The sequence below is a fragment of the Curtobacterium sp. MCJR17_020 genome (assembly GCF_003234365.2).
In the GTDB taxonomy this organism is placed as follows: domain Bacteria; phylum Actinomycetota; class Actinomycetes; order Actinomycetales; family Microbacteriaceae; genus Curtobacterium.
On record NZ_CP126260.1, the window covers coordinates 1259077 to 1271896 of the forward strand.

At 70.9% G+C, this 12820-nt stretch carries 12 protein-coding genes; 4 read left to right on the plus strand and 8 right to left on the minus strand.

The features are described from left to right. Positions 1-86: 86 nt before the first annotated feature. From DEJ14_RS05990 to DEJ14_RS06000, 3 genes are read right to left on the minus strand one after another with little or no spacing between them, the layout of a single operon-like run. Positions 87-620 carry a cysteine hydrolase family protein gene (locus tag DEJ14_RS05990; protein ID WP_111084555.1) on the minus strand — a complete coding sequence of 178 codons (534 nt, stop codon included), beginning with the start codon at positions 618-620 and terminating at the stop codon, positions 87-89. Then, positions 617-2788, minus strand: a complete 2172-nt coding sequence (locus DEJ14_RS05995) for a S9 family peptidase (protein WP_111084556.1) — start codon at positions 2786-2788, stop codon at positions 617-619. The genes DEJ14_RS05990 and DEJ14_RS05995 overlap by 4 nt, the downstream gene beginning before the upstream one ends. Before the next feature lie 9 nt (positions 2789-2797). Continuing rightward, positions 2798-4141, minus strand: coding sequence for a Fic family protein (locus tag DEJ14_RS06000; RefSeq protein WP_284180406.1), 1344 nt, complete (start codon positions 4139-4141; stop codon positions 2798-2800). 81 nt (positions 4142-4222) lie between these two features. On the opposite strand from DEJ14_RS06000, the gene DEJ14_RS06005 reads away from it, so the two are divergent. After that, a complete protein-coding gene (locus tag DEJ14_RS06005) occupies positions 4223-5422 on the plus strand; it encodes an amidohydrolase (protein WP_111084558.1) in 1200 nt (399 codons plus the stop codon). 111 nt (positions 5423-5533) lie between these two features. Here DEJ14_RS06005 and DEJ14_RS06010 read toward each other — a convergent pair whose 3' ends face one another. Together DEJ14_RS06010 and DEJ14_RS06015 are read right to left on the minus strand one after the other, a co-directional pair. Beyond that, positions 5534-6424, minus strand: a complete 891-nt coding sequence (locus DEJ14_RS06010; protein ID WP_111084559.1) for an aminodeoxychorismate lyase — start codon at positions 6422-6424, stop codon at positions 5534-5536. A 46-nt stretch (positions 6425-6470) separates the two neighbouring features. Beyond that, on the minus strand, positions 6471-6821 hold the full coding sequence (locus DEJ14_RS06015; RefSeq protein WP_111084560.1) for a tryptophan synthase subunit alpha: 351 nt from the start codon (positions 6819-6821) through the stop codon (positions 6471-6473). A 64-nt stretch (positions 6822-6885) separates the two neighbouring features. Between DEJ14_RS06015 and DEJ14_RS06020 the strand changes: the two genes are divergently transcribed. Continuing rightward, positions 6886-7404, plus strand: coding sequence for an 8-oxo-dGTP diphosphatase (locus DEJ14_RS06020; RefSeq protein ID WP_181437443.1), 519 nt, complete (start codon positions 6886-6888; stop codon positions 7402-7404). A gap of 6 nt (positions 7405-7410) precedes the next feature. On the opposite strand, the gene DEJ14_RS06025 is transcribed toward DEJ14_RS06020, so the two are convergent. Genes DEJ14_RS06025 through DEJ14_RS06035 form a run of 3 tightly spaced genes read right to left on the minus strand, consistent with a single transcriptional unit; the run spans position 7411 to position 11036 of the window. Continuing rightward, positions 7411-7698, minus strand: a complete 288-nt coding sequence (locus DEJ14_RS06025; RefSeq protein ID WP_111084562.1) for a hypothetical protein — start codon at positions 7696-7698, stop codon at positions 7411-7413. A 28-nt stretch (positions 7699-7726) separates the two neighbouring features. Beyond that, positions 7727-9295, minus strand: coding sequence for an ABC transporter permease (locus tag DEJ14_RS06030; protein ID WP_111084563.1), 1569 nt, complete (start codon positions 9293-9295; stop codon positions 7727-7729). A gap of 52 nt (positions 9296-9347) precedes the next feature. Beyond that, a complete protein-coding gene (locus DEJ14_RS06035; RefSeq protein ID WP_111084564.1) occupies positions 9348-11036 on the minus strand; it encodes a cation:proton antiporter in 1689 nt (562 codons plus the stop codon). Positions 11037-11153: 117 nt separating this feature from the next. Here DEJ14_RS06035 and DEJ14_RS06040 point away from each other — a divergent pair, with 117 nt between their 5' ends. Together DEJ14_RS06040 and DEJ14_RS06045 are read left to right on the plus strand one after the other, a co-directional pair. Continuing rightward, on the plus strand, positions 11154-12410 hold the full coding sequence (locus DEJ14_RS06040; RefSeq protein ID WP_123673409.1) for an inorganic phosphate transporter: 1257 nt from the start codon (positions 11154-11156) through the stop codon (positions 12408-12410). Further along, positions 12410-12706 carry a hypothetical protein gene (locus tag DEJ14_RS06045; protein ID WP_111084565.1) on the plus strand — a complete coding sequence of 99 codons (297 nt, stop codon included), beginning with the start codon at positions 12410-12412 and terminating at the stop codon, positions 12704-12706. Before DEJ14_RS06040 ends, DEJ14_RS06045 begins: the two co-directional genes overlap by 1 nt. Positions 12707-12820: the final 114 nt, after the last annotated feature.

The window sequence follows — 12820 nt, forward strand, 5'->3', positions numbered from 1 at the left end:
CTTCGCCGCGGGCGTTCGCTCGGTGAGCAGAAATGGTCGGTTGCCTGTGGGCAGCGGACCATCCCTGCTCACGAAGAGCGTGGCGCTCAGTCGCCGAAGTCGACCGACGCCGACTCCGGCACCCGGAACCGCCGACCCGGGTAGCGCAGCCCCGACCAGTACATGTTGGTGTGGGCGATGACGTGCGCCGCCGGCACCGTGACGCCGTCGTGTTCGGCATCGGTCGTCGTGTGGGCGTCGGCGACGAGTGAGACGTCGTACCCTTCAGCCGCCGCTCGCCCCGCGGTGGTGCGGACGCAGTAGTCCGTCTGCGCCCCCACGATCACGAGGTGCGTGACGTCGAGCCGGTCGAGGACAGCGCGCAGGTCCGTGTCGACGAACGAGTCCCGGTAGGTCTTGCGCACGAGCGGTTCGACGGCATCGCGGACGAGCGGGCCCGCGAGCTGCCAGTCGTCGGTGCCGTACGGGAAGTCCTGTTCGTCCTGCACCCAGACGACGGGGACCCCCTCGGAGCGAGCTCGCGTCACGAGGGCATGGATACGTGCAACCACGGCGTCGGCGTCGAGGCAGGAGCGGACCACCCCGGCCTGGACGTCGATCACCAGCAGGGCAGTGCTCATCCGAGTGCGAGGGGCGCGCCGCTCGCGGGCGCGGGCTCTTCGTCTGCGAGCCCGAGCACGTCGAGCAGCCAAGCCAGTTCGAACGCCCGCTCCTTCCACGAGGCGTACCGACCGCTCACACCACCGTGACCCGCGGACATCTCGGTCTTCAGCAGCACCGGCGCCCCGACCTCGCGCAGCTTCGCGGTCCACTTCGCCGGCTCGACGTAGAGCACACGGGTGTCGTTGATCGACGTCACGGCGAGGATCCGCGGGTACTGCACGTCGTCGCGGACGTTCTCGTACGGGGTGTACTCGCTCATGTAGCGGTAGACCTCGGCGTCGTGCAGCGGGTCACCCCACTCGTCCCACTCGATGACGGTCAGGGGCAGATCGGGGTCGAGGATGCTCGTGAGCGCATCGACGAACGGCACGGCGGCGACGATGCCGGCGAACCGGTCCGGTGCGATGTTCGCCACCGCACCCATCAGGAGCCCGCCGGCGCTGCCGCCCTCGGCCACGAGCCGGTCCGCCGTGGTGCGGCCGGACTCGATCAGGTGGTCGGCGACCGCGACGAAGTCGGTGAACGTGTTCTTCTTCGTCAGGGTCTTGCCGTTCTCGTACCAGTGCCGGCCCATCTCGCCGCCACCGCGCACGTGGGCGACCGCGAAGACGACGCCGCGGTCGAGCATCGACAGGCGCATGACGCTGAAGCCCGGGTCGATGGAGTGCTCGTACGAGCCGTAGCCGTACAGGTGGAGCGGCGAGGGGGCGTCCGCGTCGACGGCGTCGCGGCGCCAGACGAGCGAGATCGGCACGCGGGTGCCGTCCGACGCGGTGGCCCAGTCGCGCTCCTGCGCGTAGTCGGCGGGGTCGTAGCCGCCGAGCACCGGCTGGCGCTTCAGGACCGTCACCTGGCCGGTCGCCAGGTCCAGGTCGCTGACCTCGGACGGGGTCACGAAGGACGTGAACCCGATGCGGAGCGTCGGCTGGTCCCACTCGGGGTTGCCGCCGAGCCCGGCCGAGAACAGTGCTTCGTCGAAGGGGACCTCGTGCGCGTCGCCGTACCCGTCGCCCTCGATGGGGATGATCGCGATGCGGGGGAGCGCCTCGGAGCGGTACTCGAGCGCGAGGTGCCCGGCGAAGGCGTCGACGGACTCGATGCGGCGCTCGGTGTGGTGCGCCACCACGACCCGGCGGTCGCGCTCGGACGTGGGGTCGTCGGCGGGGACGTCGACGAGCTCGAAGTTCTCGGCACCGTCGTTGTGCAGCACCAGGAACCGGTCGCTGCCGCCGACGATGGCGTGCTCGATCTCGTACTCGACGCCGTCGCGTCGCGGCCACACGACCTGGAACTCGCCGGTCGGGTCGGCGGCGTCGAGCACCAGGGCCTCGGACGTGATCTTCGACCCGAGCTCGATGACGATGTACTGCGACGACCGGGTGACGCCGACGCCGACCCAGTAGCGGTCGTCGGGTTCCTCGAAGACCAGGACGTCGTCGGACGCTGCCGTGCCGACTGCGTGCCGCCAGATCTTGTCCGGACGCCACGACTCGTCGACCGTCGGGTAGAAGACGTAGCGGCCGGCCGGGTCGAACGTCGCGCCGGCCCCGGTGTTCGGGATGGCGTCGCCGAGGTCGGTGCCGGAGGCCAGGTCGCGCACGTGCAGGGTGTACCGCTCGTCGCCCTCGACGTCGATGCCGTAGACCAGGCGGGTGCCGTCGTCGCTGATGTCGTAGGTGCCGAGGGAGAAGAACTCGCGGCCGTCGGCCAGGGCGTTGCCGTCGAGGACGACCTGCTCACCGGGGAGGGTCGACTCGCCCTCGACGACGGCCGGCGGGGTCCAGTCGTCCGGACCGGCGATCGGCGCGCGGCAATGCACGCCGTACTGGCTGCCCTCGGCCGTGCGGGTGAAGTACCACCAGTCGCCCATGCGCACCGGCACCGAGAGGTCCGTCTCCTGCACCCGGTTCTTGACCTCGGCGAAGACGCGGTCGCGCAGCGGGGCGAGGTGGTCGGTGGCAGCGTCGGTGTAGGCGTTCTCGGCCTCGAGGTAGGCGAGGGTGTCCGGCGACTCCTTGTCACGCAGCCACTCGTAGTCGTCGACGAAGTCGATGCCATGGTGGGTCCGCGTCACGGGCCGCTTGGCGGCGGTGGGCGGGGTGGCCTGGGAGTGCTCGGTGCTCACCGTCCCACCCTATGCGCACGGCCCCGTGGCGAGCAGGGCGTCACGCCGCCGCCCGGAACCGGTCGCACCGCGTCCGCCCGGCCGCCCCGCCCGGAACCGGTCGGACCGCGTCCGCCCGGCCATCCCCGCGCGGACCCGCTGCTCGAAGGCCTCGAGCTCGTCCACGACGGCCGGTGCGACCCAAGCACGGTCACGCCGCCGTTCGGTGACCGGACGCAGCACTCCGGCGCGGACGAGGTCTGTGGCCACGGTGCCGGCCAGGTCGTCGTCGACCGGTCCGCCGGCGACACCGGCGAGGAGGCCTTGCAGCCGGGTCTCGGTCAGGACCGGGTCGTCGGACAGCGCCCGCCCGACGACTGCGTGGGCTCTCGTGGCACACGGACCCGCCATCCGGTCGGCCGCGTGCTCGTCGAGCAGCAGGGCGGTCACGGTCGCCTCGTCGCACACGGTGCCGATGGCGATCGCGACGTCTGCCACGAGGGCGTCCACGACCCCGTCGCGGTACCGCTCGAGGTGCCGGAAGTACCGGCTCCGATCCGCTGCGAGCGCGGTGGCGATCGGTGCGGTCACCGTCGTCGTGACGCCCCGGCGTCGCAGCACGGCGCTGATCATCGCCCGTCCGATCCGGCCGTTGCCGTCGGTGAACGGGTGGATCGACTCGAACTGAGCGTGCCCGATCGCAGCCTGGGCGATCGGGTGCAGGTCCGTCCGGTGCAGGAACGCGAAGAGGTCGGTCATGAGCGGCGCGACGAGCTCCGGCGGCGGCGGGACGTACGTCGCCAGCCGCGGGGTGTCACCGCCACCGATCCAGTTCTGGACGCTGCGGTAGCGCCCGGCGTCCGGCCCGTCGACCGGGTCGTCGCGCATGAGCAGCCGGTGCGCCTCGAGCAGCGCGGCCTCGGTGATCACGCCCGTGTCCGCTGCCGCGACCAACCCCTCGATCGCACCGGCGGCGCGGACGACGATGGTCGCAGTCGGGCTCGCGCGGATGCCCACGAGTGCTCGGGCGCAGTCGTCGAGCGACGCGGACTCGTCCTCGATCCGCGACGAAGCGACGGCCTCGGTCCGACCGATCACCGACCCGAGGGGCGCGAGCCGGGAACCGTGGTGGACGTCGAGCGACCGCAGGGCCGCCGCGGCGCGGTCGAGGAGCGCCTCGTCGTCGGCGCAGGGGACCCACCGGGCGTGGGCGATCCGCGGCGGCAGCGACACCCGGACCGACGTGGTCATCCGGTCGGCACGGGAGCCCCGACGGGAACTGCGCCACGGACGCTCGGCACTGCCGTGCACGGGCCAGCTGCCGGGTGCGGGCGACGTGCCGAGGAGGTGCGCGGGCTCGATCCGATGTGCCATGCCGCGAGCGTAGGGACCTCCGGATGCCCGACGCCAGGAGTTCGTATTTCGCGTGCGTGCCGTCCGCGTAGCGTTGGTGGCATGAGCAACTCCTTCGCGATCACCGGTGCCCACGTCGTCCCCGTCTCCGCTCCCGCCTTCGACGGCGGCGCGGTCGTCGTCGAGGACGGCCGCATCACCGCGATCGGCCCGGACGTCACACCGCCCCCGGGGATCACCGTGGTGGACGCAGCCGGTGCGTGGCTCGTCCCCGGGTTCGTCGAGTCGCACGGCCACGTCGGCATCCACGAGGAGGCGAACGGTGAGGCCGGCAACGACACGAACGAGATGACCGGCCCGAACATGGCCGGGGTCCGCGCGATCGACGCGATCGACATCGACGACGAGGGCTTCCGCGACGCGCTCGCCGGGGGCATCACGAGCATCGTCGTGAAGCCGGGGTCCGGCAACCCGATCGGCGGCCAGACCGTCGCCATCAAGACCTGGGGCGGGCGCACCGTCGACGAACAGCTCATCTCGGACTCGGTGAGCATCAAGAGCGCGCTCGGCGAGAACCCGAAGCGGGTGTACGGCGGCAAGGGCCAGACGCCGTCGACGCGCCTCGGCGTCGCGAAGATCATCCGTGACGCCTTCGTCGAGGCCCAGAACTACCGTGCCGCCCGTGACGCCGCCGCCGCGAAGGGTGAGCCGTTCGCGCGTGACCTGACGAAGGAGGCACTGGTCCGGGTCCTCGACGGCGAACTCGTCTGGGACCAGCACACCCACCGCCACGACGACATCGCGACCGCCATCCGGCTGTCCGAGGAGTTCGGGTACCGACTCGTCGTGAACCACGGCACCGAGGCGCACAAGATCGCCAGCCTGCTCGCCGAGAAGGACATCCCGGTCATCTACGGCCCGCTGTTCACGAGCCGCTCGAAGGTGGAGCTCCGTGACCGAGGCATCCCGAACCTCGCCACCATCGCCGCCGCCGGCGTCCGGGTCGCGATCACCACCGACGCCCCCGTCGTGCCGATCGGCATGCTCGTCGACCAGGCCACGGCCGCGGTGAAGGAGGGTCTGCCCGCGCAGACCGCGCTCGAGGCGCTCACCGTCAACCCGGCCGAGTTCCTGGGCTTCGGTGACCGCGTCGGTCGGCTGGCCGTGGGCCACGACGCGGACCTCGTGCTCTGGGACGGCGATCCGCTCGACGCGACCAGTCGCGCGACGCGCGTCTGGATCGACGGCCGTCAGGTCTTCGAGTGGGCGGACGGCGTCGGCGTCACCACCCCGCGCTGGTAGCGGGGGAGAGCCGGGAGGCCCGGATCGCGACGTGCCTGCACGTCGCGATCCGGGCCTCCCGTCCGTGGCGCCGGGGGCGCTGGGTGGTGACGGCCGGCGGACCCGGCCGGCTCAGACCTCGCGAGCGAGCAGGAACTCGTTGATGCGGTCCGTCAGGTCCGCGTCGATCGCACGGGCGTCGCCGTTCACGGAGCGGATCGGTGCCGCCTGCCGGACGCTCGACACGAGCCAGAGTGCGTCGGCGGCCTGCAGGTCGGCGAGCGTGACGAGTTCGTAGGCGGTCTCGATGCCCTCCTGCTCGGCGAAGCGGAAGACGTCGGCCTGCGTGGTGCCGGCCAGGATCCCGATGTCGGTGCGCGGCGTGACGAGCCGGTCGCCGACCTTCAGGATCAGGTTCGCGCGCGTGCCCTCGAGCACGTAGCCGTCGCTCGACACGAACAGGGCGTCGTCGGCACCGCGCCGGGCGGCCTCGCGCAGGGCGGCCATGTTGACGGCGTACGACAGGGTCTTCGCGCCCTGCAGCAGCCACGGCGAGGTGCGCTCGACGTCATGGCGGTAGCCGCGGTCCAGCACGACGACGGAGATGCCCTCGGTGCGTGCGGCGGTCGAGTCGGCGGACGGCGCGGCGTAGACCCAGCCGGTCGGACGGTCGGTGCCCTCGACGCCACGGGTCAGGACGGTCTTCGCGAAGGCCTCGCGGACCGGGTCGAGCCGGGCGCAGACGGCCTCGATCGCCTGCCGCCAGGCGTCGGGGTCCGGCGCGGGCAGGTCGAGCAACGCGGCGGAGCGGCCGAACCGGGCGAGGTGCGCCTCCAGGGCCTGCGGACGACCGTCGACCACCGTGATCGTCTCGAACACGCCGTCGCCCCGGGTGACGCCGAGGTCCTGCACCTGCAGGTGCTCCTCGAGCGGCTTCGCCCAGGTGAAGGCGTCCGCTGCGGGGTCGTGCGGCGCGGCGTCGCGGGAGGGCTGGTTGAGGATCGCGAGCACGGTTTCGGTCATGCGTCCATCCAACCGCACGCGCGTCCGCGCACGTTGTGCGTGGACGTCAGCTCGCGTCGGGCAGGGCACCCATGAGCTTCCACACCGCCGGCGTCAACTCGGGGTGCTGCAGCGCGATGCGGCGCAACCGGTGGTACTCCTCGCCGAGGACGGTGCCCTGACCGGACGCGGGGTGCATCGACCACTGGGCATGCCGCTTGCCGATCGCGGCGTCGAGGTCGACCGCGTCGGCCCGCAGGATGAGCACGACCTGCTCGTCCACCGTGGGGAGCGTCGGCATGAACTCCCACGGGTCCTCGCCCTGGCGGCTCCGGTGCTCGACGAGCATCGAGATCTCCTCGGCAGCCTCGGCGCGCAGCACTTCGAGGCTGCGCCCGGTCCTGCGGGGCTCAGCCATGGTGCCCCCGCAGCACGCCTGCCATGGGAAGAGCGTACGACACATCTTCGGCCAGACTGGACGGGTGACCCCGCGCGACGAGAGCAAGTCCCAGCACCCCCGAGTGGTCGTCGTCTACCTGCTGCGCGACGGCGACGGCGGGCCGGAGGTCCTGCTCGGGGAGAAGCGCCGCGGCCTCGGTACCGGCCGGCTGGTCGGCCCGGGCGGCAAGCGCGAGCCCGGTGAGACGGCGGTCGAGACCGCCGTGCGCGAGGTGCGCGAAGAGGTCGGCCTGCGTCTCGAGACGGTCGACCTGGAGGCCCGTGGCACGTTGGACTACCGGTTCCCGTACCGGCCGTCCTGGTCCCAGGTCTCGGACGTCTTCGTGTGCCGCCGTTGGCAGGGCATCCCGTCGGGCTCCGACGAGCTCGAGCCGCGGTGGATCCCCGTCGCCGACGTCCCCTACGAGGCGATGTGGGACGACGCGAAGTACTGGCTGCCGGGGGTGCTCCGTGGGGGCTCGGTGCGTGCACGCTTCACGTTCGCCGACGACGACGCGACGGTCGCGGGCTTCACCGGGACGGGTGTCGAGACACCCGCGTAGAGCCGGTCAGCGGGTCTGCTGGGTGCGGGTGCTGCCGGTGCGTGCTTCCTCGGCGGCGGCGATGACCTCGGCGTCTCCGCTGCGACCACCGAGGGGCCGGACGAAGAAGTCGATGATCCCGAACACGATGGCGCCGACCATGGCGAACATCGCCCAGCCGACGAAGAGCCCGGCGGTGTTCCGGCCGTCGGCGGGCGCGAGCACGATGCTCGCGACGTAGAAGCCGACCGTCAGCACGAGGAGCACGACGACGACGGTGACGAGGACGCGGTGCCAGGTGATGCGGGGGTTCATGCCCCCCAGGATACGCGCCGCCGACGCCTCACCGGTCCGCGTGGCGGCCGTGCGGCGGCCCGTCCGACGTGTCGACTCGGGCCGACGTGTCGGACCGAGCCGGTGCCCTGGAGCCCCCGGTGCGTGGGACGGGACGCGTGCGCGGTCCGGTCCCCGCGCCTCCCGCCCGCTCCCCGGTCCGCACCACGGGGATGCGGCCGGTGGGGGTGGTCTCGGTCTCGAGGCCGTCGCGGCCACCCGTGAAGACGTCACCGCCGACGCGGGCGTCCTCCCAGTCGTCGTCGCTCAGGACGCTCAGGGTGCCCGTCTCGGTGGACTCGAGGCCGTGGCGCTCGAGCTCGGCGTCGCGTTCCTTGCCCAGGAACTCACGGTTCGCGGTGTTGGCGTCCTGGAACATCGTGGTCCGGCCCGTGACGATGGCGCGGATGCGTCGCCGCTCCCACCACTTCTTGCCGAAGTACATGAGCACGAGGCCGACCGCGGCGTAGCAGCCCATCGTGATCAGACCGCGGGCGGGGCCGGGGCCGACGCCGTAGATCTGGTGCTTGATCATGTCGACCATGCTCGACCCGACGACGACGTTGTTCAGCCAGGCGAACGGCTCCGGCATGAACCACTTCGGGTACGCCCCGCCGGACGACGGCATCGACAGGAACACGAAGCAGATCATGGCGGGGGCGGCGATGAACCGGCCGACGAAGTAGCTCAGCCCGTTGACGGCGAGACCGATCGCGACGATCCACCCCCACGCGATGAGCACGAGCTGGATCCAGTGGCCGTGGATGGCGCCGACGACCGGACCGGCGAGCGTGTTCGTGATGAGGGAGATGACGAGGCCGCCGACGACGATGACGGTCATGCGGGTGCGGTGCCGGAGCGGACCGCCCATGATCCCGATGAACATCGCGACCATGTAGCCGCCGATGCACCAGGCGAGCATCACGTACATCGGGACGGTGCCGTACTCGTCCCACGCGGGCAGGGGAGCGAGCTCGGTGGTCTTCGGGGTCGCGACGCCGATGCCCGTGAGCACCGCGCTCAGTGTCGCCGGCACGAGGCTCGCGACCTGGAACTGGTGCGCGCTCGCCTTGAAGAACTCGTTCGTGGACGGGTCGTACGCGACCGCCATCGAGCCGGCGAGCACGTCCCGCTTCGCCGCAGCCAGGGAGTCGTAGGTGTGGAACACGAACTCGCCCGGCAAGGCCTTCTGCACCGCGGCGACGAGGGTCGGGTCACTGCCGATCAGCGCGATCGGGACGTCGTGCGGGTGCGGGGCGTGGAACGCGAAGACGTAGCAGAGGCAGAAGCCGACGATGAAGAACAGCGGCATCCAGAGCTGCAACCCGATGAGCTGGAGCGACGGGTGCAACGTCGAGTACCAGCGGCGGTACGCGCCGTGCTGCTGCGGCTCCGGAACGGGGGCCTGGCGACGCGGTGTCGGTCGGGTGGAACCGGCGACCTTCGCGCCGCGACGGGGCTTCGTGCCACGGGCCGAGGGGCGGGTGCTGCGTGGCTTCGGGGCCGACGTCGGCCGGGACGCTCCGGGACGTTCCGGGGTGTCGTCGTTCCTGTTGACGTCGTTCCGCGGCGTGCTCACGTTCGCGCTGTGCTCCTGTTCTCGGACGGAGCGCCAGGATACGCCGAGCCGCTCAGGAGCGACTGCGTGACGCCTGCGCCGAGTCCATCGCGAGTTCTTCGGCGTCGAGGGTCACGAGCACGCGACGCATGACCTCTTCGTCGAGGTTGCCCTTCTCGCGTTCCTCGAGCACGATCTCGCGCCGTCGGTCGAGCAGTTCGCGCCGGATGTCCTGGATCTGCGAGCCACGCAGGCGCATCGGGGCGTTGCGCTCCTCGACCTCTTCTTCCTCGGCGTCCTGCCGGAAGGTCTCGACCTGCCGCTCGAGCCGTGCCTTCAGCCGGTTCACCACGGAGTCCACGGCGACGGCGCCGTACTGCTTCGACCAGTCCGGCCGTCGCTTCTCGAGCAGCTCGATCGCGGCCTCGGTCGTGCGCTGGTTCAGCCGCATCTCGCTGCGGACGTCCTCCTCGCCCTCGGCCGGGTCCTGCACCTTGAGCGCGCGGATGACGAAGGGCAGGGTCAGGCCCTGCAACAGCAGGGTGCCGACGGTCACGAAGAACGCGATGATGAAGATCGTGTCCTGCGCGGGGATCTGCGTCGGGCTCGCGACCACGGACACCGCTGCGGCGAGGGTCACCACGCCGCGCATGCCCGTCCACGAGATGACGGTGAGCTCGCGCCAGTTGAGCTTCGGCTCGGCCGTCCCGCGCATCCACCGCAGTGACGGGTGGCCGCGGGAGAGCTTGATGCGCAGCGGACGGAGCCATCGCCCGTTGAAGCGGTTGCGCACGTACGACTCGAAGATGAAGAGGGGCCGCACCAGGATCACGACGCCGAGCACCACGGCGGCGGCGGTGAGCGTCTGGCCGAGACTCCGCTCGCTCTCGACCAGGTCCTGCACCACGGTGTTGAGCTGCAGGCCGATCAGGGCGAAGACGAAGCCCTCGAGGATGACGTCGATGCTGGTCCACAGCGGGCGCTCCTGCAGGCGGGTGGCGTAGCCCTCCTTCGGCGAGTTGTAGCCGATGTACAGGCCGGCCGTGACGACCGCGATCACGCCGGAACCGGAGAGGTCCTCGGCCAGGATGTAGGCGACGAAGGGCAGCAGGATGCTCATGATCGTCTCGACCACGGGGTCGTTGAGCCGCATCCGGATCCAGTGCACGACGACACCGAGCACGATGCCGACGGCCAGGCCGACGCCGATCGCCAGGCCGAAGATGCCGAGGTCCTGCCAGATGGTCAGCGACGTCCCCGCGATGATCAGGGTGAACACGCGCACCAGGGTCAGGGAGGCAGCGTCGTTGATCAGGCTCTCGCCGGACAGCACCGTCATCACCCGGCGGGGGAGCCCGAGCTTGCGACCGATCGCGGCGGCGGACACGGCGTCCGGCGGGGCCACGATCGCACCGAGCAGGATCGCCGCGGGCAGGGTCATGTCCGGGATCAGGAAGTACGCCACCGCGCCGACCACGAGTGCCGTCACGATGACCAGGAAGATGCCGAGACGCCGGATCTGCTTGATCGACGTGCGGAAGCTCTGCCACGACACGTCGAGCGCCGCCGAGTAGAGCAGCGGCGGCAGGATCACCGTCAGGATCACCTCGGAGTCGATCTCCATCGCGGGCAGCCCCGGCAGGAACGACGCTGCGAGCGCGACCGCCGTCACGAGCAGGGGAGCGGGGAGGCCCTTCGCCCGTGCGAACCCGGTCACCGCGAGCGATCCGACCAACAGGATGAGGAGCTCGACGGTGTCCATGGGACTCATTCTCGCATCGGCATGGTCCCGAATCTGAACGAGTCTGAAGCTCCGGTGAACAGCAGGTTGCCGATCAGGTTTGCTCCGGAGGCCGTCGATGGGGAACACTGGCCCGCGGTGGACATCACACTCATAGTCGTCCTGGTCATCGCGTTGGCCCTCTTCTTCGACTTCACAAACGGTTTTCACGACACCGCCAACGCGATGGCGACTCCGATCGCGACCGGGGCCATGAAGCCCAAGGTCGCGGTCACGGTCGCCGCGGTGCTCAACCTCGTCGGTGCGTTCCTCAGCACCGCGGTGGCGACCTCGATCTCGCACGGCCTCATCAACGAGGGCCCGGGCGGCGTCGCGATCTCACCGGAGATGATCTTCGCGGGGCTCATCGGAGCGGTCGTGTGGAACATGATCACGTGGCTCCGCGGGCTGCCCTCGTCGTCGTCGCACGCGCTGTTCGGTGGACTGATCGGAGCCGCGATCGTCGGTGCCGGGTTCCAGTCCGTGAACTACGTCGCGCTGCTGACGGTCGTCATCATCCCGGCGTTCGCGTCCCCGGTGATCGCGTCGCTGGTGTCGTTCCTGTCGACACGCATCGCGTACCGGATCACGAAGCGCCCGGTCTTCCCGAACGAGCGCGGCGGCTTCCGCGTCGGGCAGATCTTCACCTCGTCGATGGTGTCGCTCGCCCACGGCACGAACGACGCCCAGAAGACGATGGGTGTCATCACGCTGACGCTGATCGCCTCGGGGGCGCAGTCGTCGAACCAGGGCGTGCAGTTCTGGGTCGTCGTCGCCTGTGCCCTGGCGATCGCCCTCGGTACCTACACGGGCGGGTGGCGCATCATCCGCACGCTCGGGTCCGGCATCACCGAGATCCGTGCTACCCAGGGCTTCGCTGCCGAGGCCTCGACCGCCGCGACGATCCTGGCGTCCAGCCACCTCGGCTTCGCGCTCTCGACCACGCAGGTGTCCTCCGGCTCGATCATCGGTGCCGGGCTCGGCCGCCGCGGCTCGAAGATCCAGTGGTCCACCGCCGGCAAGATCGTCATCGCCTGGTTCATCACGCTGCCCGCCGCCGCAGCCGTGGGCGCGGTGGCCTCGGGCATCGCACGCCTGGGTGTCATCGGGCTCGTCATCGACGCGATCGTCGGTGCCGCCGTGATCCTCGGCCTGTACCTGTGGTCGCTCCGGAAGCCGCACGAGCAGGCCTCGGCCATCGAGGTCGACGTCGCCGCGAACGCCGTGTACACCCGCAAGGAACTGCGCGACCTGCAGCGCAAGAAGCGCGCCGACGCCGTCGCGGACCGCCGCGCAGCGCTGAGCCGCGAGCGCACGCTCCGCCGCATGGCCGCACGCAAGGGAGGCCGTCGCTGATGGGAATTGACTGGTTCGCGTTCCTCACCGTGGCGCTCGTCGCCGTGGTCTCGTCGTGCTTCGTCGTCGCCGTGTACTCCGTCGGTCTCCGGTTCTGGAGCGCCGCGGACACCCGCGCCGGCAAGTTCACCGTGAAGGACGACGGCACGATCGGTCCGGCGACCGCCGGGTTCCCGAACCCCGCCGGAGCGACGACCGCGGTGCGTGCCTTCCGTGCGCTCGCGATCCTCTGCTACGCGGTCTGCGGTGCCGTCGTGCTGTACGGCATCTACCTCATCGTCCCCCAGTTCCACTGACGCGGGCGGTCGCCCGCTGACGCGGTCGACGCTTCGTGAGCAGAAACGGTCGAGTGCCGTCCGGCGACCCGACCATTCCTGCTCACCATGCGCGCGCTTCCGCCCGGCACGCCC

What these genes read in the sequence shown, in the direction of transcription:
- DEJ14_RS05990 (WP_111084555.1), bottom strand. Translation starts at nt 620, where the DNA reads ATGAGCACTGCCCTGCTGGTGATCGACGTCCAGGCCGGGGTGGTCCGC.
- DEJ14_RS06000 (WP_284180406.1), bottom strand. Translation starts at nt 4,141, where the DNA reads ATGGCACATCGGATCGAGCCCGCGCACCTCCTCGGCACGTCGCCCGCA.
- DEJ14_RS06005 (WP_111084558.1), top strand. Translation starts at nt 4,223, where the DNA reads ATGAGCAACTCCTTCGCGATCACCGGTGCCCACGTCGTCCCCGTCTCC.
- DEJ14_RS06010 (WP_111084559.1), bottom strand. Translation starts at nt 6,424, where the DNA reads ATGACCGAAACCGTGCTCGCGATCCTCAACCAGCCCTCCCGCGACGCC.
- DEJ14_RS06015 (WP_111084560.1), bottom strand. Translation starts at nt 6,821, where the DNA reads ATGGCTGAGCCCCGCAGGACCGGGCGCAGCCTCGAAGTGCTGCGCGCC.
- DEJ14_RS06025 (WP_111084562.1), bottom strand. Translation starts at nt 7,698, where the DNA reads ATGAACCCCCGCATCACCTGGCACCGCGTCCTCGTCACCGTCGTCGTC.
- DEJ14_RS06035 (WP_111084564.1), bottom strand. Translation starts at nt 11,036, where the DNA reads ATGGACACCGTCGAGCTCCTCATCCTGTTGGTCGGATCGCTCGCGGTG.
- DEJ14_RS06045 (WP_111084565.1), top strand. Translation starts at nt 12,410, where the DNA reads ATGGGAATTGACTGGTTCGCGTTCCTCACCGTGGCGCTCGTCGCCGTG.